The sequence below is a fragment of the Promicromonospora iranensis genome (assembly GCF_028994805.1).
GTDB lineage: Bacteria > Actinomycetota > Actinomycetes > Actinomycetales > Cellulomonadaceae > Promicromonospora > Promicromonospora iranensis.
In genome coordinates this window covers 35172-55749 of record NZ_JAJQQP010000017.1, presented here as the reverse complement: position 1 = coordinate 55749, position 20578 = coordinate 35172, and the positions used below count along the sequence as shown (strand labels likewise).

Annotated in this window: 23 protein-coding genes; 9 read left to right on the top strand and 14 right to left on the bottom strand. The window is 73.7% G+C overall.

The features are described 5' to 3' along the window. Positions 1-87: 87 nt before the first annotated feature. From LUM46_RS24240 to LUM46_RS24225, 4 genes are all read right to left on the bottom strand, one after another. Positions 88-1062 carry a glycoside hydrolase family protein gene (locus LUM46_RS24240; protein WP_274997645.1) on the bottom strand — a complete coding sequence of 325 codons (975 nt, stop codon included), beginning with the start codon at positions 1060-1062 and terminating at the stop codon, positions 88-90. Positions 1063-1376: 314 nt separating this feature from the next. Then, positions 1377-1526, bottom strand: a complete 150-nt coding sequence (locus LUM46_RS24235; RefSeq protein WP_274997644.1) for a hypothetical protein — start codon at positions 1524-1526, stop codon at positions 1377-1379. A 144-nt stretch (positions 1527-1670) separates the two neighbouring features. After that, entirely contained in the window at positions 1671-2315 is a 645-nt protein-coding gene (locus LUM46_RS24230) for a trimeric intracellular cation channel family protein (RefSeq protein WP_274997643.1), read from the bottom strand. A gap of 127 nt (positions 2316-2442) precedes the next feature. After that, positions 2443-2652: an EF-hand domain-containing protein gene (locus LUM46_RS24225; RefSeq protein WP_274997642.1), complete on the bottom strand. Its 210-nt coding sequence runs from the start codon at positions 2650-2652 to the stop codon at positions 2443-2445. 137 nt (positions 2653-2789) lie between these two features. Between LUM46_RS24225 and LUM46_RS24220 the strand changes: the two genes are divergently transcribed. Then, the gene (locus LUM46_RS24220) at positions 2790-3383 is read left to right on the top strand and encodes a hypothetical protein (RefSeq protein WP_274997641.1); all 594 of its coding nucleotides are present in this window, start codon (positions 2790-2792) and stop codon (positions 3381-3383) included. Positions 3384-3446: 63 nt separating this feature from the next. Here the strand turns inward: LUM46_RS24220 and LUM46_RS24215 are convergent, their stop codons facing one another. After that, positions 3447-4136, bottom strand: coding sequence for an alpha/beta fold hydrolase (locus LUM46_RS24215; RefSeq protein ID WP_274997640.1), 690 nt, complete (start codon positions 4134-4136; stop codon positions 3447-3449). 182 nt (positions 4137-4318) lie between these two features. Between LUM46_RS24215 and LUM46_RS24210 the strand changes: the two genes are divergently transcribed. Then, complete coding sequence (locus LUM46_RS24210; RefSeq protein ID WP_274997639.1) at positions 4319-4891, top strand: dihydrofolate reductase family protein; 573 nt, start codon at positions 4319-4321, stop codon at positions 4889-4891. Positions 4892-4952: 61 nt separating this feature from the next. On the opposite strand, the gene LUM46_RS24205 is transcribed toward LUM46_RS24210, so the two are convergent. Continuing rightward, positions 4953-5402: an SRPBCC family protein gene (locus LUM46_RS24205; RefSeq protein WP_274997638.1), complete on the bottom strand. Its 450-nt coding sequence runs from the start codon at positions 5400-5402 to the stop codon at positions 4953-4955. Positions 5403-5489: 87 nt separating this feature from the next. Here LUM46_RS24205 and LUM46_RS24200 point away from each other — a divergent pair, with 87 nt between their 5' ends. From LUM46_RS24200 to LUM46_RS24185, 4 genes are all read left to right on the top strand, one after another. Next, positions 5490-6446 carry a helix-turn-helix transcriptional regulator gene (locus LUM46_RS24200; protein WP_274997637.1) on the top strand — a complete coding sequence of 319 codons (957 nt, stop codon included), beginning with the start codon at positions 5490-5492 and terminating at the stop codon, positions 6444-6446. Positions 6447-6506: 60 nt separating this feature from the next. Continuing rightward, positions 6507-7454 carry a diacylglycerol/lipid kinase family protein gene (locus LUM46_RS24195; protein WP_274997636.1) on the top strand — a complete coding sequence of 316 codons (948 nt, stop codon included), beginning with the start codon at positions 6507-6509 and terminating at the stop codon, positions 7452-7454. 126 nt (positions 7455-7580) lie between these two features. Further along, positions 7581-7907 carry a DUF5808 domain-containing protein gene (locus LUM46_RS24190; protein WP_274997635.1) on the top strand — a complete coding sequence of 109 codons (327 nt, stop codon included), beginning with the start codon at positions 7581-7583 and terminating at the stop codon, positions 7905-7907. Positions 7908-8002: 95 nt separating this feature from the next. After that, on the top strand, positions 8003-9355 hold the full coding sequence (locus tag LUM46_RS24185; RefSeq protein ID WP_274997634.1) for an FAD-binding oxidoreductase: 1353 nt from the start codon (positions 8003-8005) through the stop codon (positions 9353-9355). A gap of 24 nt (positions 9356-9379) precedes the next feature. Here the strand turns inward: LUM46_RS24185 and LUM46_RS24180 are convergent, their stop codons facing one another. Continuing rightward, a complete protein-coding gene (locus LUM46_RS24180; protein WP_274997633.1) occupies positions 9380-9955 on the bottom strand; it encodes a hypothetical protein in 576 nt (191 codons plus the stop codon). 190 nt (positions 9956-10145) lie between these two features. Here LUM46_RS24180 and LUM46_RS24175 point away from each other — a divergent pair, with 190 nt between their 5' ends. The 3 genes from LUM46_RS24175 to LUM46_RS24165 are packed head-to-tail and all read left to right on the top strand — an operon-like array spanning position 10146 to position 13356. After that, positions 10146-11600, top strand: a complete 1455-nt coding sequence (locus LUM46_RS24175; protein WP_274997632.1) for a type 2 periplasmic-binding domain-containing protein — start codon at positions 10146-10148, stop codon at positions 11598-11600. Next, a complete protein-coding gene (locus LUM46_RS24170) occupies positions 11597-12514 on the top strand; it encodes a carbohydrate ABC transporter permease (RefSeq protein ID WP_274997631.1) in 918 nt (305 codons plus the stop codon). The genes LUM46_RS24175 and LUM46_RS24170 overlap by 4 nt, the downstream gene beginning before the upstream one ends. Beyond that, complete coding sequence (locus LUM46_RS24165) at positions 12511-13356, top strand: carbohydrate ABC transporter permease (RefSeq protein ID WP_274997630.1); 846 nt, start codon at positions 12511-12513, stop codon at positions 13354-13356. Before LUM46_RS24170 ends, LUM46_RS24165 begins: the two co-directional genes overlap by 4 nt. Here LUM46_RS24165 and LUM46_RS24160 read toward each other — a convergent pair. From LUM46_RS24160 to LUM46_RS24130, 7 genes are read right to left on the bottom strand one after another with little or no spacing between them, the layout of a single operon-like run. Continuing rightward, entirely contained in the window at positions 13271-15238 is a 1968-nt protein-coding gene (locus tag LUM46_RS24160) for a bifunctional copper resistance protein CopD/cytochrome c oxidase assembly protein (RefSeq protein ID WP_274997629.1), read from the bottom strand. The two genes, LUM46_RS24165 and LUM46_RS24160, sit on opposite strands and share 86 nt — an antisense overlap. Beyond that, positions 15235-15636: a hypothetical protein gene (locus LUM46_RS24155; RefSeq protein WP_274997628.1), complete on the bottom strand. Its 402-nt coding sequence runs from the start codon at positions 15634-15636 to the stop codon at positions 15235-15237. Before LUM46_RS24155 ends, LUM46_RS24160 begins: the two co-directional genes overlap by 4 nt. Further along, entirely contained in the window at positions 15633-16562 is a 930-nt protein-coding gene (locus LUM46_RS24150; RefSeq protein WP_274997627.1) for a cytochrome c-type biogenesis protein CcmH, read from the bottom strand. Before LUM46_RS24150 ends, LUM46_RS24155 begins: the two co-directional genes overlap by 4 nt. Further along, a complete protein-coding gene (locus LUM46_RS24145; protein ID WP_274997626.1) occupies positions 16559-19048 on the bottom strand; it encodes a cytochrome c-type biogenesis CcmF C-terminal domain-containing protein in 2490 nt (829 codons plus the stop codon). Before LUM46_RS24145 ends, LUM46_RS24150 begins: the two co-directional genes overlap by 4 nt. Next, complete coding sequence (locus LUM46_RS24140; RefSeq protein ID WP_274997625.1) at positions 19045-19443, bottom strand: cytochrome c maturation protein CcmE; 399 nt, start codon at positions 19441-19443, stop codon at positions 19045-19047. Before LUM46_RS24140 ends, LUM46_RS24145 begins: the two co-directional genes overlap by 4 nt. Then, positions 19440-20201, bottom strand: a complete 762-nt coding sequence (gene ccsA / locus LUM46_RS24135) for a cytochrome c biogenesis protein CcsA (protein WP_274997624.1) — start codon at positions 20199-20201, stop codon at positions 19440-19442. The genes LUM46_RS24140 and ccsA overlap by 4 nt, the downstream gene beginning before the upstream one ends. Beyond that, positions 20198-20578, bottom strand: coding sequence for a hypothetical protein (locus tag LUM46_RS24130; protein ID WP_274997623.1), 381 nt, complete (start codon positions 20576-20578; stop codon positions 20198-20200). Before LUM46_RS24130 ends, ccsA begins: the two co-directional genes overlap by 4 nt.

Below are 20578 nucleotides of genomic sequence, written 5' to 3'. Positions count from 1 at the left end.
GAAGGATTGTCAGTCTCCCCGTATCGCCGATCGACAAGTTCTCCGGCCGCTCCGGCCCGGCTCGCTGGAGCCGGGCCGGACGTCCGGTCAGGCGCGCGCGATGGCGATGTTGGTGTTCCCGCGCTGTCCGGCCTCGTAGAACATGTAGAGGCGGCCGCCCTCCTCGGCGAAGCTCGGAGCCGCGGCCCGGTTCGCGACCGGCTCGGTGTACAGGACACCGAGGTGGTTCTCCCGGTCGAAGCTCGTGCCCACGTGGGCGACGTGGATCGCGCCGCTGCCCGAGTGGTAGACCACGTGGCCGCCGCCGTCGCGGGACCAGTAGTGCGCGCCGGAGAGCTGGCCGCCCTCGCCTGCTGCCGGCGAGATCAGCGGTTCGGGCTTGAACTGCCAGCCCGAGGCCAGCTGGTGCGACCAGCCGATGAAGATCTTGCGCGTCCCGGCCTGGGCGCCCATGAACAGCATGATGTGCATGCCGGGCCGTGCCGGGTGCGGGAAGACGCGCGCGTAGGAGGTCTCGGTGACGTCGCTGGGCAGCATCCCGGTGGTGAGCACGGTGCCGCCGTACGAGAAGCTGCGCCCGTCGGTCGAGGTCGCGACCCTGGTGGTGGTGTTCTCCCCGTGGAAGTAGAGGTAGACCGTGCGGTCCGCGGCGTTCCAGACCGCGTGCGGGCTCGAGACATGGCTGACCGAGTAGTGCGGCGACCAGGTGCGGGACACGATCGGGTTGCCCGGGTGCTCACGCCACGGGCCGGCGAGGGAGTCGGCGTACGCCAGGCAGATCCCGCCGGGCGCGTCGTGCGGGGCGTAGTACATGTACCAGGCGCCCAAGGGGTTCTGCACCCGCCCGGCGACGTGCAGGATCGCCGGGAAGATGAGCTCGTTCGTGGGGTTGTAGGCGAGGGCGGACTTGTCCAGCGCCGCGCCCAGGCGGGTGAACGTGGGAAAGCCCGGCACGGCGGCGCGGGCCGGTGCGGCCACGCCCAGGGCGGCGGCCGAGCCGAGCACGGTCGCGCCCAGGAGCAGGCTGCGCCGGTCGAGCACGGGCCCTCGGTCTGATTCCACAGATTCCACAGTGACTCCAGTCCGGCCCGGACGGCCGCCACCGGGCTCCGGTGCGCGACGGCGTAAGAGTGCCGCGCCGGGCCAATCGGGATCGAATCTGTGGCCACCGGCGTATCGCGGTCAAGGTGATGATGGGGATCTTCAGCAGCTGACCGGCTGGAGGGCTGGGCGTGGGCTCGCGCTGCGGTGCGCGGCGGGTGGGACGGCAGGGCGTCGAGGGATCAAGGAAGTGCTGCCCTCGGACCGCGATCTGCTGCTCGGCACGGCCGGTCGGCAGCAGATCGCGGTCCGGAGGGAATCAGTGCGTCACGGCGTCAAGTGCGGCGCCGGCCGACCAGACCGAGGATCAGGCTGGCCACGAGCACGATCACGCCGATCCAGACGAGGAACTGGCCGATCTCCGTGGCGACTCCGAGAATGACGAGAGCCACGCCGACCAGGATGAGAATGAGCCACGATGGCATGTCGATCTCCTTCCTCCTCACGGCACATTGTCGTGCCGTGCTGTCTTCGACCCTGCTCCTGTTCCCGGTTACTCGCATCTCGGGCATATTCGGCATCCCCGGCTGGGCGTCGCGAGCCGGTGCGCGGGCCAGGCCCGGACGGCGTCAGACCGACGACGGCGCCGGCGTCGGACCGTGATGGCCACCGGCCGGAGGGGCTCCCCAGCGGTACCGCAGGGAGACCATCCGCAGGGCGAACACCAGCGCGGCGATCGCGGTCCCGGTGCCGACGCCGAACCAGTCGGCCCAGGACGTGAAGCTGGTCAGCGCGGCTCCGATCAGCGCGGGGATGGCGTAGAGGCCGCGAGCGCGGAAGATCTGCGGCACGTCGTTGGCGACGACGTCGCGGATGACGCCTCCGCCCACGGCGGTGACCACACCGAGCATCGCGGACGCCGTCGGGTTCATTCCCGCAGCCAGTGCCACGAGCGTGCCGGTGACGGAGAAGAGCGCCATGCCCGCGGCGTCGAACGTGAGCAGGAGGTCGTGGAAGCGCTGCACGGCGTGGGCGAAGAAGTACACGACGGTCGCCGCGACGACGGGCGGCACGAGGTAGATCGGCGAGTCGAACGCGCGCGGCACGCCGACGTCGAGGATCACGTCCCGCAGGATCCCTCCGCCGAGGCCGACGCACGTGCCCAGCAGGAGCGAGCCGATGATGTCGAACTCGCGCCGGACGGCGAGCAGCGAGCCCGACACGGCGAAGAAGAAGACGCCCAGGAGATCCAGGACGAGCGAGGTCCACGCCACGTAGGGCTCCTTTCCGCGGAAACGCGTGACAGACAAGCGTAGAGCCCCGCGCGGATGGTGCTGCTCCGCGCCTGGCCGCCGCGTGTCTGGACCTCCGGTTCCTGCGGTCCGGTGTGCTCAGACGTGCTCAGGCGTGCCAGGCCTCGGTGAACTCCGCCAGGTCGATCTTGCCGTCCTCGTCGTGGTCGGCCTGGCCGAAGATCTGCTCGAGGTCCTTGTCGGAGGTCTCCTCGCCCCGGGCGGCCATGGCCTGGCGGAACTCGTCGGCGGTGATGCGGCCGTCGCCGTCGCCGTCGAACTCCACGAACGTGCGGCTGAGCTCGTCGTTGGTGGTCATGGGCAATACCTCCACAATGTCGGAAACGAAAGTCGGGATGTATGCAACCACAGATCGGTCGCGCGGTGGCGCCCGAGAAGTGGCTCGTGTCCGCTACGGTGCGGCGTGCGACTTGCTGACGTCCGGAGGGCCAGACCATGAGGTTGTACGCCGTAGCACCAGCCCGGTGTGCCCGTCAGGTGCTCGGTGACCTGATGCTGCTCGCCTGGATCACGGGCTGGGCCTGGGCCGGGCGCGAGACGCACGACGCGACCCTGACGCTCGGGCGGCCGGGCCGGACGACGGCGTCGGCGGCTGACGAGATGGCCGGCCGCTTCCAGGACGTCGAGGGCCGGATCGGCGGTATCCCCGGCGTGGGGGACGACCTGGCCGCTCCCTTCCGCGGCGCCGCGGACGCCGCGGAGAGCCTGGCCGCCGCCGGGCGCGCGCAGGCCGAGACGGTGGCCGACATCGCGCTGCTGGTCGGGATCGCGGTGTTCCTGATCCCGGTGCTGCTGGTCGCCGTGCTGTACGTGCCGTTCCGGGTCCGGTTCATCCGCCGGGCGAGTGCCGCCCGACGGTTCACCGGCGGCGATCCGCAGCTGCTGGCGCTGCGCGCCCTGGCGAACCAGCCGCTGCGCGCCCTGACCCGCGTCTCCGACGACCCGGTGCGCGCGTGGCGCGACGGCGACCCCGCAGCGGTGCGTCGGCTGGCGGACCTGGAGCTGCGATCACTCGGCCTGAAACGCTGAGCGCCGGACCTTCGCCCCTGCACGCGGACCCGCGCCCGCGGCTCCGGGCCCGCGGGTCCAGGGTCAGGCCTGCTGCTGCGCCGCCCCCGCCAGCAGCCCGGCCAGCTCCGCCGGACGCGTGAACATCGGCCAGTGGCCCGAGTCCAGGTCGACCAGGTCCACGTGCTTGGTCCGCGCGAGCTCCGGCACGTCGCCGGCGTCGATCCACTGCCTCGCCTGTTCTGCGGCGAACTCCGGGCACACGACGGTCACGGGTACGTCGAACCGGCGCTCGTCGGCCAGGTGCACCAGGCCCCGGGCGACCCCTTCGGGGACCGGGACAGCCTGGGTCGCGAAGGTGCTGCGAGCGGCCTCGTCGAGGTCCGCGGAGTCCGGCCCTTCGAACGGGCCCCAGCCCGGGAACGGCATGACGCCGTCGGTGATCTCGAACAGGTCGGCGTAGAGCTTGCCGTCGTCCCACGGGAAACCGCCGACCAGCACCACGCCGGCCACCTTCTCCGGGCGGGCATCGGCGGCGAGCCAGGCCAGGGTGCAGGCGGCCGAGTGGCCGACGACCAGAGGTGCCCCGTCCGCCGCGTCGACCGCCGCGAGCACCGCGGCGACCTGGTCGTCCAGCGTCGCCGACGTCGAACCGTCGCCCTGACCGGGGAGCGCGACCGGCACGGCGCGATGGCCGAGCACTTCGAGCTCCGGCACCACGTCGTCCCAGGCGGACGTGTCGAGCCAGAGGCCTCCGATGAGCAGGATGTCCATGTTTCTCTCCCGTGGTGAGTGCGGCAGGATGCCGGTGAGCACCACGTTAGAGCCAGTTCCGGACGTTCTGCTTCCGGATTGATGCGTGGTCGAGAGCCGATGAGTTTTTCGCGCCCGGTCGTCAGACCAGGCAGAGAGCCGCGCATCCGCGTGGCCACCACGACCCAGGGAGAGAACCCTCCATGAGCACCATCGTCGCCACGCACTTCGTCTCGCTCGACGGCAAGGTCGACCCGACCGGGGGAGACCCCGAGCTGCACGACACGGAGTGGACTTATCTGACGGTCACCCCCGCGCAGGAGATGTACGAGCTCAAGACTCGCGAGCAGGAAGAAGCGGGTGCTCTGCTGCTGGGCCGCACGAGCTACCAGATGTTCGCTCCGGTCTGGCCTGACATGGCGGAGTTCGTGCGCTACAACGCGCTGCCCAAGTACGTCGTCTCCACGACACTGACGGACGACGACCTGGTCGACAACTGGGGTGAGACGACCATCCTGCGCTCGCTGGACGACGTCGCGAGGCTCAAGGACTCCGACGTCGGCGAGATCCAGGTGCACGGCAGCGTCTCGCTGACCCGGGCGCTCGGGGACGCCGGGCTCGTCGACGCGTACCACCTGCTCGTGTTCCCGGTGCTCCTGGGCCAGGGCAAGCCGCTGTTCAGCGACGCCGACAAGGCGGCCCAGGAGCTCCGGCTCGTCGAGCACGAGGCGTACAAGAACGGTGTCCAGAAGCAGATCTTCGAGGTCGTGCGCTGACCGTTCCGGTGCCTGCGGGCCTGGCCGGCCCGGGCGCCTGGCCCGGGCCGGCCGGTACCCGTCAGGTCACGTCGCCGCGCCAGGCGCCCGTCTCGGTGCCGCGCGACTCGATGTACTCCTTGAACCGTTCGAGGTCACCCTGGACGCGCCGGTCGTCGAAGTTCAGCGCGCTGCCCACCTTCTCGGTGGCGCTGTCGGGCTCCCAGTCGAGCTGCACGGTCACCCGGGTCTGGTCGGCCTGGAGCTTGTGGAACGTGACGACACCGGCCTGGTCCGGGCCGGTCCTGCTCGCCCACGCCACACGCTCGTCCGGATGCTGCTCGGTGATCTCGGCGTCGAACTCCCGCTCGACCCCGCCCACCTTCGTCTTCCAGTGCGTGTGGGTCGGGTCGAGCTGGCGGATCTCCTCGACGCCCTCCATGAACCGCGGGAACTCCTCGAACTGCGTCCACTGGTTGTAGACGGTACGGACGGGGACGTCCACGTCGATCGACTTCGTGATGCTGGCCACGAGGTTCTCCTTTCGTCGGGTCCCTTCACCGTGACCTGGTCGAGACTCACTCGCACTCGCGCCGGGAATCGGCCGTAGCCTGCACGTGTGCCCTCCGAGATCAGTCCCACCGCACGCGCGCTCCGTGCGCTGGAGGTCCTGCAGACCCGCCCCGGCACGACGGCGAACGAGCTCGCCGACCGGCTGGGCGTCACGGAGCGGGCCGCTCGCCGGTACGTCGAGATCTTGCGCGAGGCAGGCATCCCCGTCTCGTCGGCCCGAGGCCCGCACGGCGGCTACCGCCTCGGGCGAGGGACCCGGCTCCCTCCGGTCACGTTCACGCAGACCGAGGCGCTGGGCCTGGTGATGGCCGTGCTCGACGGCCACCCCGACGCGGACGGCGACGACCTCGTCGGCGCCGCGCTCGGCAAGGTGATCCGGGCGCTGCCCGAGGACGTGGGCCGGCAGGCCGCCCTGCTGCGCGAGCACGCGTCCGCCGCACCCGACCGGCACGCGGCCCGGCCGGACACCGCCGTCACCAGCGACCTCGTCGCAGCCATCGCCGTCCGACGGCGGGTGCTGGTCACCTACCGGGGCGAGTCCGGCAGCGAGTGGGTCGCCGAGGTGGACCCGTGGGCCGTCGTCGTGCGCTACGGCCGGTGGTACCTCCTGTGCCACTCCCACCGCGCCGGCGCCACCCGCACCTACCGCGTCGACCGGGTCCTCGCGGTCGAGCGCACCAGCCAGGCGTTCGTGCCGCCCGTCGACCTCGATCCCGTGGCCGCACTCGAGGAGCACCTGGGCACGGGGTGGCGGTTCACCACCCGCGTCGTGTTCGACGCCCCGCTCGCCGACGTCGCGCCCTGGGTCGGGGCGCAGATGGGCCGGCTCGAAGCGGTCGGCGACGGGTGCGTGCTCGTCGGCAGCACGCGGAACCCGGCCATGTACGCGCAGGAGTGGCTGGCGAGCGTGCCCCACCCGTTCCGGGTCGAGGGCGGACCAGAGCTCCAGGAGGCCGTCAGGGCGCTCGCGGAGCGGTTCGCCGCGGCGGTCCGGGACACCTGACCGCCCGGCGTCCGGCGGGTTCCGGTCGAGGCTCCTGACCTGCTGTGGAAGCATGCCGACATGACCGCACAACGCGTCGGCATCATCTGGAACCCGTCCAAGACGACCCGGCAGGAGCTCGAGTCCGGGTTGACCCGGGCGATCTCCGCGGCCGGGCCGGACACCGAGGTCCTCTGGTTCGCGACGAGCGAGGACGACGCGGGCCAGGGCGTCGCGGCGCAGGCGATCGCGGCGCGCGCCGACGTGGTGGTGGCCGCGGGCGGCGACGGGACCGTGCGGGCCGTCGCCGAACGCCTCGCGGAGGCCGAGACCGAGACCGAGCTGGCGATCGTCCCGCTCGGCACCGGGAACCTCCTCGCCCGGAACCTCGAGGTGCCCCTCGGCGACGTCCCCGCCGCGTTCACGCGGGCGCTCACGGGTCAGGCGCGGGCCCTCGACGTCGGATGGCTCGAGATCGAGCTCGCCGGCGGGCCCGAGCGCCACGCGTTCGCGGTCCTGGCCGGGTTCGGCCTCGACGCGCACATGATCACCGAGACCGACGACGACCTCAAGGACAAGGTCGGCTGGCTGGCCTACGTGGAGTCGATGGGACGGGCGCTCGCCGCGAGCGACCCCCTCGAGGTCCGGATCACCGCGGACGGCCAGCCGCACGACGGGCACCGCGTGCACACGCTGCTGGTCGGCAACTGCGGCACGCTGCAGGGCGGCTTCAACCTCCTGCCCGACGCCGATCCCGGGGACGGAGAGCTCGACCTGCTCCTGCTGAGCGCCGACGGTGCGGCCGGGTGGCTCGACACCATGCGGAACATGGTCTGGGACAACGGGATCAAGCGCCTTGCGACGCGCGGCAAGGTGGCCGAGAGCAGCGAGAGCGCCACGCACCTCCGCGTGCGGAGCCTGCGGCTGGAGCTGGAGGAGCCCCGGGTGTTCGAGATCGACGGCGAGGACCTCGGCGAGGCGACCCGGGTCTCGATCACCGTCCAGGCGAGCGCGGTTTGGGTCCGCTGAGCGCGGCGCTGCCCGACCGGGCAGGGCCCGCGCGTTGCGCGGGCCAGTGGGCCGGGCATGCCCCAGGATGGTCGCGAAGGCCGGTTCGACGCGAAGGCCAGAAACCGAGAGCACGGGAGGCACAAGATGTCGCGCAAGAAGCACACCGACCACGCGGAGAAGGCGGCGCACGGCGGCGGTGGCCTGAAGAAGTTCCTGACGCTCGTGGCGCTCGCGCTGACCGCCGCGGCGGTCGTCAAGGAGCTGCGCACGCCGGCGGCGGAGCGCACGTGGCACGGCAAGATCGCCTCGGTGGTCCCGTACGAGCTGCGCGTCCCGACCCTGGCGCGCGCCCGTGAGCGGCTGTGGGACCCGGACGCCGAGAACGTCGTGGGACCGCGGGTCTTCGGGGTGGGCTGGACCGTGAACATGGGCAAGGTGACCGCGATGGTGCGGGAGAAGATCGGCGTCTGAGCCGTGCCGCCCGGATCCCGATGAGTCCGGCGGCGTCCAGCGGTCTCTCCTGCACCGGTCCCGTGCGGGACCTGGTTCCCAGGAGGAGCGAGCGCATGGACATGATCGACGGAACCGCGGTCCCAGGGCTCGACGTCCGGCACCCGGGCGACGCCGGGTTCGACGAGGCACGCACGGTGTGGAACGCGATGGTGGACCACCGGCCCGCGCTGGTGGTCCGCTGCCGTCGGGCCGACGACGTCGTGGCGGCGCTGGCCCTGGCGCGGCGCGAGGGCCTGGAGGTCGGTGTCCGCTGCGGCGGCCACAGCGTCGTCGGGCACGGGGTGCCTGACGGCGGGCTGATGATCGACCTCACGCCGATGGGCGAGGTCCGCGTCGACCCGGAGCGCAGGCGGGCGTGGGTGCAGGGCGGCGCCCTGCTGGGAGCGCTCGACGCCGCCACGCAGCCCTACGGTCTCGCCACGACGGCGGGCAACGTGTCGCACACCGGCGTCGGCGGGCTCACTCTGGGCGGCGGGATGGGCTGGCTGGCCCGGCAGTGCGGTCTGGCCTGCGACAACGTCGTCTCGTACCAGGTGGTCACGGCGGCCGGCGAGGTGGTCCGCGCCTCGGCCGACGAGCGGCCCGAGCTGTTCTGGGCGCTGCGGGGCGGTGGCGGGAACTTCGGCGTGGTGACCGAGTTCGAGTTCCGGCTGCACGACGTCGGCACCCGTGCGCTCGGCGTCGAGCTCGATCTTCCCGTCGGGGGAGCGGCGCCGGTCCTCGCCCGGTGGCGCGACCTCGCGGTCCGGGCTCCGCGCGCGGCCACCTACACCGCGGGCGTGCACGACGGCCTGGTGACGCTCGGCTTCGTGTGGGTCGGCGACCCGCGGGCCGGCCGGGCGCACGCGGCAGAGTTCGGCGCAGGGCTGGAAGCAGGACCCGGGGCGCCGGGCGCCCCGGTGACCCGCCGGGTCGAGGAGCTGTCCTACCTGGACCTCCAGACCCGGGAGGACAGCACAGCGGGGCACGCCGTGCGGCGCTACTGGAAGGGCCACTACGTCCGCGAGCTGTCCCTCGGCGCGATCGAGGCGCTGCTCGCCACCGAGCCCGGCGTGCGCGCGGGCCTCCAGGCCTACGGCGGGGCCGTCGCGGACGTGCCGGACGGCGACGCCGCGTTCAGCCAGCGGGACACCCGCTTCGAGTACGTGGCGGCCACCGGCTGGACCGACCCGGCCGAGGACGCGGCGCGGATCGCCGCGACGCGGGCGAGCGCGGCACGCGTCGCCCCCTTCGCCAGTGGCGCCTACGTCAACGCGCTGGGTGACGACGGCGCCGCCGGCGTCGGACGGGCCTATCCGCCGGAGAAGCTGGCCAGGCTCGCCGCGGTCAAGGCCGTCTACGACCCGGACAACGTCTTCCACCTGAACCAGAACATCCCGCCCGCAGCAGTGACGCCGGCACGTTGAGGGGCGCGCCCGGCCGGGCCGGCGTCACTCCTCGCCGAACGAGCCCGCGAACTCCTCGATCGCGCTGACCACCTCGTCGAGGATGGCCAGGTTCTCCGCCCGGTCGCCCGGCACCTCCAGGCTGTGGTCGGCGTTCTCCACCTCGAGGACGTCGGCCTCCGAGCCGTCCGCGAGGTCACCGTCCCACAGGGGGTCGGCGGTGCCGCCGATCAGCAGGTGGTCCTCGTCCAGGTCGGCGGCCGTCTCCCGCACGTCGGACGCCTGCTCGCCGGTGAGCACCGGGGTGAGCCAGACGCCGGGCAGGCCGAGGCGGACCGCCATCGGCATCGCGAGCGTGCCGAGCGACTTGGCCACCACCAGGTGCAGCGCGTCGCCGCCGGGAGCGTCACCGCCGTCGAGCACCTCCGCGTACACCTCGCGGGCCGAGCCGAAGGACGGCGCGGACGTCCACTCCAGGGTGCGGACCGTCCAGCCCAGGTCGCGCAGCGCGCTGCGCGCGTACCAGAGCAGGGGCGCCATGGCGGTGTAGCCGCTCCCGGGCAGGACCGTGACGACACGGGCCGGGTCGGCTTCGGTGACGTGCAGGTCGTAGGTGCTCACACCAACATCATGGCAGGACCGGGCTGTCGCGGCGCTCCGCGCCCGGTGCGAGGCCGTCCCCCCCGGGGGTGAGGCGCCCGCGGCCCCCGGGGCGAGAACCGCTTCTCGTGCGAGTGCATCGGCCCGGGCACACGATGATCCCGAGCCGGCCGTCGAGCGATGCCGGCAGCCCGCACGGAGGAGGATCACCATGTCCGCGTCACGTCAGCGCCCCGCGCACTCGCCCCGCTCCGCCGGCCGTGCGGCGGGCCACGGACCGGGCCGCGCCGTAGGCCCTGTCGCGACCGGGGTCCTGTTCGTGCTCCTCGGGTCGACGGGCTGCGCCACCGGCATCGGCGCGGAGGACGGTGCCGGCTCCGACGTCGACTTCGGGGCGTCGCCGTCGCCCGGCGGCACGCTCCAGGTGATGGGCTTCGGGACCGGCGACGAGATCGGCGAGGTGCGGCACGAGCGCGCGACCGAGGCGCTCGGGACCGACGTCACGCTGTCCGAGGGCGCGCTCGACCCGCAGGCGTTCCTGTCCGCCGCGGCGGCGGGCAACCCGCCCGACCTGATCTATGCCGAGCGCGACCAGATCGGGACGTTCGCCTCGCGCGGCGCGATCCTGCCGCTGTCAGCCTGCGCCGAGGAGCAGGGGATCGACACCGACGCCTTCGTCGACCCGGCGCTGGCGGAGGTGACCTTCGGCGACGAGCTCTACGGCATCCCCGAGTTCAACATGGTGCAGATCACCATGGCCAACGCCGACCTTCTCGCGGACGCGGACCTGACCCTCGCGGACGTCGACGGGTCGGACCCGGACGCCGTCCTGGACGCCACCGAGGCCATGACGCGGCGCGAGGGCGGCAAGCTGTCCGTCATCGGCGTCGACTCCAAGCTGCCCGAGTTCCTGCCGCTGTGGGCCAAGGGCCGGGGTGCGGACCTCCTGTCCGAGGACGGCCGGACCGCCCAGCTGGACGACCCCGCGGTGGTGGAGGCGCTCGAGGACGCGGTGGCCGTCTACGCCGCCCAGGGCGGGTTCCCCCAGGTCAAGACCTTCCGCGACTCGGCGGACTTCTTCGGCGCGGGCAACCAGTTCGCCACCGGCCAGCTCGGCGCCATGGCGATGGAGCAGTGGTACGTCAACGTCCTGAACGAGAGCTCTCCGGACGCCCCGCTGGCGTTCGGCCCCGTCAAGGGGCCCGACGGCGAGGTGCACGCCTTCGCGACGGGCTCCGCCTGGGCGATCCCCGTCGGGGCCGAGGACCCGGCCGCCGCCTGCGCGTACGCGGCCCGCATGACCGAGACCGAGGCCTGGACCGAGGCCGCACAGGCCCGGGCAGACGCGCGGGCGGCCGACGGGCTCGTCTTCACCGGCGTCCTGACCGGCAACGAGGAGGCGGACCAGCAGATCCGCGACACGCTGGTGCCCGCCGACCCGCCCGCACCGTGGGACGACGCCGTCGACGCGATGTACGAGGCCAACGACCACACGTTCACCCTCCCGGCCAACCCCGCCGGCGCCGAGTTCGAGACCGCCTGGCAGGACGGCGTCAACCGCGTGCTCAACGGCCAGCAGGCACCCGCGGAGGCCCTGGCCCAGGCGCAGGAGGAGGCACAGTCCGCGCTCGACGAGGCGTGGGCCACGTGGGACGAGAAGCAGTGACGTCCCCGCGCCCCAGCGCTCGCGCCCGTCGCGAGCGCAACGCCGGCCTGGCCTTCATCAGCCCCTGGATCTTCGGCTTCCTGGTGTTCACCGCCTGGCCGATCATCTACAGCGCCTACCTCTCCCTGACCGACTACGACGTGCTGACCGACCCGTCGTTCGTCGGCCTGGAGAACTACGAGCGCATGGTCCAGGACCCGCAGGTGCGCCTCGCGCTGTGGAACACGCTGCAGTACACCCTGCTCCAGGTGCCGCTGTACGTGGTCGTCGCCCTCGCGCTCGCCCTCCTGCTGCACCAGGCCGGCCGGGCCTCCGGGTTCTTCCGCACGGCGTTCTTCGTGCCGAAGATGACGCCCCCCGTCGCCGTCGGCGTGCTCCTCCTCCTGCTGTTCAACGGCGAGTACGGCCTCGTCAACGAGGCGCTCGGTGCCCTCGGCATCGACGGGCCGAGCTGGACCACCGACCCCGACTGGATCAAGCCGGGCCTCGCGCTGGTCAGCCTCTGGTCCGTCGGCGCCGCCGTCGTCATCCTGCTGGCCGCGCTGCAGGACGTGCCCGTCGAGCTGTACGACGCCGCCCGCGTCGACGGCGCCGGCTGGTGGCGCCGGACCCGCACCGTCACGCTCCCCATGATCAGCGGCGCCCTGTTCTTCGTCACCGTGGTCAACACCATCGCCGCGTTCCAGATGTTCACCGAGGCGTACTCGGCCTACTTCGGCGCCGGCAACTCCACTTATGCGAACGACGCCGCCCTCTTCTACGTGATCTACCTGTTCCGCGAGGGCTTCGCCGAGCTGCACATGGGGTACGCGTCCGCGCTGGCGTGGCTCCTGTTCGTGGTGATCATGCTGGTCACCGCCGTGCAGCTCCTCGTGTCCCGCAAACTCGTCTACTACGAGGGGGAGCAGCGATGAGCGCCGCGACCCAGCGCCGGCGCTGGACGCGCGTCCCGGTCCTCGTCGCCCTGGTCGCGCTCACCGTCGTCTTCGTCTACCCGCTGGTCTGGCTGCTGTCGGCGTCGCTCAAGCCGCGCGCCGAGATCTTCGACAACCGGCTGATACCCCGGCACCCCACGCTCGAGAACTACCTCACCGTGTGGGAGTCCGCGCCCCTCGCGCTCTGGCTGGGCAACACGCTGGTCGTCACGGCGCTCGCGGCCACCGCCGTGACGGTCTCCAGCGCCCTGGTCGCGTGGGGCTTCGCGCACTACCGGTTCCGCGGGCGCGGACCGTTGTTCGGGCTGGTGCTCGCGACGATGATGCTGCCGGGCGCCGTGACCCTGATCCCGACCTACCTGATCTGGCACCAGCTCGGGTTCGTGGGCACCCACGTGCCGCTGTGGGCGCAGAACCTGTTCGCGAGCGCGTTCTACGTGTTCCTGCTGCGGCAGTTCTTCCTGAGCCTGCCGCGCGAGCCGTTCGAGGCGGCCCGGCTCGACGGCGCGAGCGAGTGGAAGTTGTTCTGGCTGGTGGCGGTGCCGCTGTGCCGCCCGGCGCTGGTGCTGACGTTCCTCTTCGAGGCGCAGGCCTCCTGGACCGACCTGATGCGCCCGCTGGTGTACCTGCAGGACACGTCGACCTTTACCGTGCCGCGCGGTCTCAAGGCGGTGATCGACCAGTTCGGCCCCGGCGGCGAGTCGCAGTGGGAGGTGGTGGTCACGGCGTCGGTCATCACGACCGTGCCGATGATCCTCCTGTTCTTCGCGGGCCAGCGGTACTTCGTGCAGGGGATCGCGACGACGGGCTCGAAGGGCTGACGGCGCGGGGCTCGGCCACGGCCCGGCGGGCCGCCCTGCGCTGGTCCCGTTCGTCCGCCGCCGCCCAGCGGGCGGCGATCAGCAGTGCGATGCCCAGCGCGGGCACCTCGCCGAGCGCCCAGACGAGCGCCCCGGCGGCCTGCTGGTCGGTCACCGGGTCGGTGAGCCAGGCCGGCCGCGACTCGGCCAGCACCGTGGCGGCGAGCACCACCTGCGAGCTGGTGACCAGCACGAGCCCCAGCCCGGTGTGCAGCACCATGGCGGGCGCCAGCATGAGCAGCCGCAGCGGGTACGGCGGCCGGTGCGGCACGGGGTCCGTGCCGATGAGGATCGTCATGAACGCGTACCCCGCCAGGCTGAAGTGCAGCACCGCCAGCAGGTGCACGACGCCGTTGGTCAGGCTCCGATCGAACAGCGGCGTCGCGTAGAAGACGGCCATGCTGACCACGACGTTGGCGGTCGCCACCACCGGGTGCAGGAGCACCCGCGCGGCTCTGCTGCCGAGCACGGCGAGCAGGCGGTCCCGCGGCCCGGGCGGGCCGTCCGTCGTGGCCGGCAGAGCGCGCAGCGCGAGGGTCACCGGCGACGCCAGGGCCGCGAGCACCGGGAGCGCGGTGACCAGCACCATGTGCTGCACCATGTGGGCACTGATCAGCACATGGCCGTACGCTGCCGGACCACCGCTGGTGACCCAGAGCAGCAGGACCATGGCGGCGACCCAGGCGACCACCCGGCCCGCGGGCCAGCGGTCCCCGCGCCGGGCCAGCCGGACGACCCACCGCACGTAGGTCACCAGCCCGGCGAGCGCCGCCAGCGCCAGCACCGGCTCCGGGCTCCATCGGCTCAGGGCGGTCGACACCGAGAGCGGTGGCAGCGCTCCGGCGTCGGCGGGGGCGGACGGTGGCGCGGAGGCCCCGAGGGCGACGCCGAGCCCGACGGCCGCTGCCAGCACCACCACCTCACCGAGGGCGAGCCGGGCGAGGGGCTGCCCACCGGTCAGCGCGGCGCGCGCGAGCACCCGCCGGCGATGGGCCCACCCGGCGACGCCGAGGCCGGCGAACAGGGCCGCCTTGGCCAGGAGCAGGGCGCCCCACCCGGTGGTCAGGAGCGCGCTGGGCGAGACGGACAGCTCGAGCACGGCGAACAGGCCCGACGCGGCGACGACGACGTAGCACCAGCCCGCCACCCGCGAGAACCGCCGGACCGTGGTGAGGGAGGCGGCACCACGGGCCGGACCGGCCCCCGGCGCGTACGTGAGCGCCACCAGCACCAGCAGCCCGCCCGCCCAGATCGTGGCCGCGCCGAGGTGGAGCCACAGCGCGGAGGCCGCGCCGTGGCCCGGTCCGTGCCCGGCGTGCCCGGCGGCGGCGACCGGGACCAGCGCGAGGAGCGCGACCATGAGGGCGGCGGGTACGCGGCCGGGGCGAGACACCACCAGCAGCACGACCGCCACCACCAGGGCCAGCGCCGCGGCCCAGAGGAGGGATGGTCCCAGAGGCGTGCCGAGCAGCACGCCGAGGGCGGGGGTGCCGTCGTCGGCGGTCGGGGAGCCGACGACGGTGAGGGCCGTGAGGGGCAGACAGACCGCCTGGGCCGCTGCCCAGACCACGGCGGAGACCGTGGCCGCTCGAACGGCCGGGGCGGCCGCGGCGGGTGCCAGGACCGCTGTCGCCAGCGCCAGCCCGCCGATCGTCACCGTTGCCGACAGCCGGGCGACCACCTCGGTGAGCGGCAGCCCCCACCGGACGAGGGCGCCCGGGTCGCGCAGCACGGGGTCGGTCATCCCGCCGGCCACCAGCCCCCAGACGGCAGCGACCACCGCGGCCGCGAGCGCGACGCCGGACACGGTCGCCAGGGCGGCTGCGGACGACTGGCGGTTCACCGGTCCTCCGCGACGTCGAGCTCCGCGCTCATGCCGGCGGCATGGTGCCCGGAGACGCTGCAGACCAGCTCGAGCGTCTCGCCCGGCACCGCGGTGACGGTCAGCTCGTGCCGCTCGCCCGCGGCGAGGACCGGCGTCTGCCAGGTGCCGTGCTCGCCGTGCACGACGAGGTCGTGGCCCGTGGCGCCCGTGTTGGTCACCAGCACGGTGAGCTCACCCGCCGCGGGTACGGCGCCGCCGGTCTCGATGCTCCACTCGGTCAGGCCGACCCGCAGCGTCGAAGTCACGACCCCGGACATGTCGGGTCCCGGCGCGCCGTCGTCCGACGCCGAGCAGCCCGCGGCCAGGACGGCGGCCAGGAGCACCGCCGGTACGGCTCGGGCGGCCCGCCGCCTCATGGCGGCACCTCGGCCGACTGTTCCTCGGCGCCGTCGCGCGCCGCCCGGTACCGCTCCCGGAGCTCTGCCGAGCGCTCGGGGTCGGACTCCTCGAGCACGGAGCCGAGCAGCAGGAGGGTCGGCGCATGGTCGGGGTCGACCGTCAGCGTGCCGTCCAGCACCGAGACCGCCTCGCCGGACGCGCCCGTGCGCACCAGCGCGAACGCATGGCGGTAGCGCAGGTCCGGGTCCATCGGCCGGAGCCGTACCGCGGCGGCCCACTGGGCGACCGAGTCGTCCGTGCGCCCCGCCTTCTCGAGCTGGCGGGCGAGTGCCGCCCGCAGCTCGACGCGGCCGGGCTGGTCGGCCGCTGCGTCCTCGAGCACGGTCACGGCGACGCGTGGAGGGCTGGCTGTGCCGTCTGCCGTGCTGTTCGTCGTGTCGTCCGTCCCGGCCCGGGCGGCGTCGTCCGGGCCGGTCAGCGCACCCGGCGCCAGCCACCAGACGCCGAGCAGCGTCACACCGACGACGACCGCCGTGGTGCCGAGGGCGGGCCGTCCTCGCCGTCGGGCGAACCACAGCGACGCCGCGCCGACCACGACCAGGGGCACCACCCAGAGCGCCCAGCCCGGGCCGCGTCGTGGCGGCTCGAGCAGCACGTCGTCGCCGTAGGCGTCGGCGAACCAGGCCCGCACCTGGTCCGGGGAGCGGCCGGCGTCGAGCTGCTCAGCCACCACCAGGCGCATCGACTCGGCGACGGGCGACGTCGAGTCGGCGACGTGCTCCCCGACGCAGGACGGGCAGCGCAGCGTGCTCGCGACCGCGCGGGTCTGCTCGCGCGGCGTCGGCGGCTCCTGGCCCGCGACGGCGAACACCGCCCCGGCCACCGCGACGAGGGCCACGACGGCCGCCAGCACGGCCACGGCCCCGGGACGACGCCGGGTCATCCGCGCACCTCCGGTTCCACGACGGTGTCGATCCAGGTCGCCGTGACCGGCCCGGGATGCCGTTCGACGAGGTGGCCCTCGCGGTCCACGAGATAGGTGACCGGGACACCGCGCAGACCCCAGGCGACCGACATGGTGCCCTGCTGGTCCACGATGCTCGGGAACGACACCTCGTGCTCGGCGGCGAACTGCCGTGCGGGCTCGGGCAGGTCGCGGACGTTGATGCCGAGCACTTCCAGCCCGGCGTCCCCGAGCTCCTCCTGGGCGTCGGCGAGCACGGGCATCTCGTCCCGGCACGGGGCGCACCACGATGCCCAGGCCGTGACGAGCACCACCGAGCCGCGCAGCTCGGCGACGTCGTACTCGCGCCCGTCGAGACCCTCGCCGGCCAGCGGCGGGGCCGGGCTCGGCTCGTCCTCCTCGGTCGAGGCGCAACCCGCCAGGCCGAGCACGAGCATCGGTAGCACCACGACCGTCAGTACCCGGGCCGTCGTCCGCGGGGACAGGGGATGGTGGGCGGGGGCCGTCGAGCCGGAGGCCGGCCGGGGACCGGCGCCGAGCCGGCCTCGGCCGCCGGACCGCCGGCCGGGCACGGCCGCCAGCGTGCCGCCGGCGACGGCGAGCGCGACGCCGGCCCAGATCCACCCGACCAGCGGTGTCACCGCGAGCCGTACGGTCGCGGTGCCCGCGGCGGGGTCGGCGTCCAGGAGGGTGACGTACACGTCCTCGAGGAAGCTGCTGCGGATGTCCGGCCCGGCGAGCATCGCCGCGTCGTCGGCATACCAGCGCAGCTGCGGTCGGGCGGTGCCGACGAGCTCTCCGTCCCGGCCGACGAGGAGCTCGGCCTCGGCCACCTGTCGGCCTGCCTCGTCGAGCCGGTCGAGGCGGACGAGCGTCGCCGTGGTGTCCCCTGCGCTCAACGTCTCACCGACGGGCAGCACCGCCTCCCGCACCGTCCCGTGGCTCCCGGCGATGACGGCGACCGCACCCAGCGCGACGCCGGTGTGCGCGAGCCAGGAGCCGGTCGCGTGCCGGTCGGGTCCCGGGCCGGCCCGTCCGCGGCGCACGGGAACCCCAGCGGTGACGGTGAACGCGGCCAGCCCGGCCACGACGGCCAGCACGGGGTCGCGGACCGTGAGGCCGACGACGCAGCACACCACCGCGCCGACAGCCCCCGGGACGAGTGGGTGCGGCGGCCTGCGGGACCGGGCGAGCCAGGGCGCCGTGGCGAGCAGCACCAGGAGCAGCAGCGCGAACGGTGCCAGCGTGCGCTGATACCAGGGCGGGCCCACGGAGACCCGCTCCCCGGTGAGCAGCAGGAGCGCCGTGGGCAGCAGCGTGCCGACGGCCACCACCACGAGGACGACGATCAGCAGCGCGCGCTGGCCGTCCAGTGCGGTCGCCCGGACAGAGTTTCGTACACCGCTCCGTACACCGCTCCCGCCCTGGGCGTCGCCCAGGGGCGTGGGCGCTGCGGGGGAGCGGGCACGCCCGAGCAGGATCACCCACGGCACCGCCACCACACCGAGCACGGCCACCAGGACGGGGCCCAGCGCCGACGTCGTGAACGCGTGGACGGACTCCACGATCCCGGACCGCGTGACGAGCTGCGCCAGGACCACGAGCACGAACCCGAGGCCGGACAGGACGACCGCCCAGGTGCGCCACCGTCCGCTCCGCGTGCGCGGGCCCACCGCGTGCAGCAGCGCGGTCGACGCGAGCCACGGCAGCAGCGAGGCGTTCTCGACCGGGTCCCAGGCCCAGTACCCGCCCCAGCCGAGGACGGCATAGGACCACCACGCGCCGAGCCCGACGCCGGCGGTCAGCAGCGTCCACGCCCCGACGTTCCAGGCCCGGGTGGTCGCTGCCCAGCCCCGCGGCAGCCGTCGTCGCACCAGCGCCGCCACGGACAGCGCGTAGGGCACGGCCAGGGCCGCGAAGCCGCCGTAGAGCAGAGGGGGATGCATCCCCATGGCCACGTGGTCGCGCAGCAACGGGCTCGGCGACCCGCCCGACCCGGACGACGCCGTGAACGGCGACGCGACCAGGGACACCACGCAGAACAGCGCGATCGTCGCGGCGAGCACGCTCAGGACCGTTGCCCGGTCCGGCGGCGCCAGCCGACGCGTCGTGAAGAGGGCGACCACGGCGACGGTCGCGAGCGCGGCCAGCCACAGCAGCAGCGATCCCTCCAGCGCGGACCACATCGCCGAGACGCGGTAGTACGCCGACATGCCGGTGTCCGTCACGCGCTGCACGTAGGACCACGTGGTGTCCTGGCGCAGCAGGGCGGCCTCCAGGAGCACGACGGCGGCGACGATCGCCGCGGCGCTCCCGACCAGCGCCCACGTGCCGAACCGCTCCCGACCGGGCGTGCGTGCGGTCGGCGTGCGTGCAGCAGCGCCGCACGCGACCGCGGCGGTCACCGACGCCGTCAGCGCCAGGACCAGCAGGACGGTGCCGCCCGCCATGAGCCCCGCCGTCATGACGCGCCCTCGGGCGGCCGGTACTCGTTCGAGTGCCGCAGCAGCACGGACCGGGCGTGGAGCACCTGCCCGTCGAGCACACCCTCGACGACCGCGCCCTCGCCCTCGCGGACCGTCGCGGGCAGCACGCCCGCGTAGCGCACGGTCACGTCGGTGGCGCCGTCGGTCAGCACGAACGAGGTGCCCGCTGCTTCTTCCACCACGCTGCCCGTCACCACCAGGCCGCCGAGGCGCACATCGCGTTCGGGCGGCCCCTGCGCCGTCAGCTCGCTGGGCGTACCCCAGTAGGTGAGCCCGTCCTGGGCTGCGGAGGCCAGCAGACCGGCGAGGCCGAGGCCGGCGATGGCCAGCACGAGCCAGGCGCGCGCTCGGCCACGGGGGACCGCCGGCCTCATGGCGCCACCCGGAGCCGGTCGGCGGCCTTGTCGGCGTCGGTGGTGGCGTCCGGTGTGGCGTCCTTGGTGGGGTCCGCGGAAGTGAGCAGGGCGTACCGCCGCGTGCGAGCCAGCACCACGACCGCCGTCAGCAGCATGCACGCCACGACCGATGCCCCGAGCGCCCACGCCATGGCGGGCGCGATCGGCGCCCCGGCACCAGGCGCCAGCAACGTCGGCGGCTGGTGGAGCGTGCGCCACCACACCACTGACAGGTGCACCACCGGGACCAGGGCGAAGCCGAGCACGCCCACGAGTCCCGCGGCGCGTCGTCCGCCCGGCCCGGTGGCGAGCGCCAGGGCCGCGAGGAGGGCGACGTAGACCAGACCCATGGCCACCGTCGTCGTCACCCGGGCGTCCCACACCCACCAGGTGCCCCAGGTCTGGGCGCCCCAGACGCTGCCGGTGGCCAGGGTCAGCGTCGTGAGCACCACCCCGGCCTCGGCCGCGGCCCGGGCCACGGCCAGCGGCCGGACCGCACCGCGCAGCGCCATGGGAAGGCTCGCGACGAGCACGACGGCGAAGCACACGTACGCCGACCACGCCGCCGGGACGTGCAGGTACATCCAGCGCTGTGCCTGGCCCTGCACGGCGTCGGGCGGTGCGACGAGCAGGGCCAGCACGAGCGCGAGCGCCGTGCTCGTGACCGCGGCGAGCGTCAGCACCCGGCCGCCCCGCGGCGCACCGGAAGTGCCGGAAGAGTCGTGGTTCTGCCTCATGCGCAGACCTCCAGGACGAGTGGGTTGACGGCCACCAGGACGATCCCCGCCCCGAAGCCGACGGACAGGAGCAGCCCCAGCAGACCGAGGAAGCCCAGCGGCGAGGAGGGTTCGGTGTCCCGGGCCTGCCGGTGCACGCGCCAGGCCATGATCCCGGCGGAGACGGCCAGCGCCAGCAGCACCACGTCGAGCCCCACGACGACCGCGCCGATCACCGTGGCGGGCGGGCTGTGGCCGGCGCTGGCGTACGCCGTGCAGGCGAAGTCCTGCACCAGGTAGGACAGCCCGAGGGCGCAGAGCCAGGCGACGGGCGGGAGGAGCACACCGACGAGGGCGAGGGCGGGGGAGCGCCGCCGGGCAGGTCCAGGTGCGGCCAT

Excerpts from the sequence above, each read along its gene's own strand:
- LUM46_RS24140 (WP_274997625.1), bottom strand. The coding sequence starts at position 19,443 with ATGAGGCCGGCGGTCCCCCGTGGCCGAGCGCGCGCCTGGCTCGTGCTG.
- LUM46_RS24215 (WP_274997640.1), bottom strand. The coding sequence starts at position 4,136 with ATGGACATCCTGCTCATCGGAGGCCTCTGGCTCGACACGTCCGCCTGG.
- LUM46_RS24190 (WP_274997635.1), top strand. The coding sequence starts at position 7,581 with ATGTCGCGCAAGAAGCACACCGACCACGCGGAGAAGGCGGCGCACGGC.
- LUM46_RS24210 (WP_274997639.1), top strand. The coding sequence starts at position 4,319 with ATGAGCACCATCGTCGCCACGCACTTCGTCTCGCTCGACGGCAAGGTC.
- LUM46_RS24235 (WP_274997644.1), bottom strand. The coding sequence starts at position 1,526 with ATGCCATCGTGGCTCATTCTCATCCTGGTCGGCGTGGCTCTCGTCATT.
- LUM46_RS24225 (WP_274997642.1), bottom strand. The coding sequence starts at position 2,652 with ATGACCACCAACGACGAGCTCAGCCGCACGTTCGTGGAGTTCGACGGC.
- LUM46_RS24165 (WP_274997630.1), top strand. The coding sequence starts at position 12,511 with ATGAGCGCCGCGACCCAGCGCCGGCGCTGGACGCGCGTCCCGGTCCTC.
- LUM46_RS24220 (WP_274997641.1), top strand. The coding sequence starts at position 2,790 with ATGAGGTTGTACGCCGTAGCACCAGCCCGGTGTGCCCGTCAGGTGCTC.
- LUM46_RS24150 (WP_274997627.1), bottom strand. The coding sequence starts at position 16,562 with ATGACCCGGCGTCGTCCCGGGGCCGTGGCCGTGCTGGCGGCCGTCGTG.
- ccsA (WP_274997624.1), bottom strand. The coding sequence starts at position 20,201 with ATGAGGCAGAACCACGACTCTTCCGGCACTTCCGGTGCGCCGCGGGGC.
- LUM46_RS24155 (WP_274997628.1), bottom strand. The coding sequence starts at position 15,636 with ATGAGGCGGCGGGCCGCCCGAGCCGTACCGGCGGTGCTCCTGGCCGCC.
- LUM46_RS24130 (WP_274997623.1), bottom strand. The coding sequence starts at position 20,578 with ATGGCCGCACCTGGACCTGCCCGGCGGCGCTCCCCCGCCCTCGCCCTC.
- LUM46_RS24195 (WP_274997636.1), top strand. The coding sequence starts at position 6,507 with ATGACCGCACAACGCGTCGGCATCATCTGGAACCCGTCCAAGACGACC.
- LUM46_RS24145 (WP_274997626.1), bottom strand. The coding sequence starts at position 19,048 with ATGACGGCGGGGCTCATGGCGGGCGGCACCGTCCTGCTGGTCCTGGCG.
- LUM46_RS24175 (WP_274997632.1), top strand. The coding sequence starts at position 10,146 with ATGTCCGCGTCACGTCAGCGCCCCGCGCACTCGCCCCGCTCCGCCGGC.
- LUM46_RS24185 (WP_274997634.1), top strand. The coding sequence starts at position 8,003 with ATGGACATGATCGACGGAACCGCGGTCCCAGGGCTCGACGTCCGGCAC.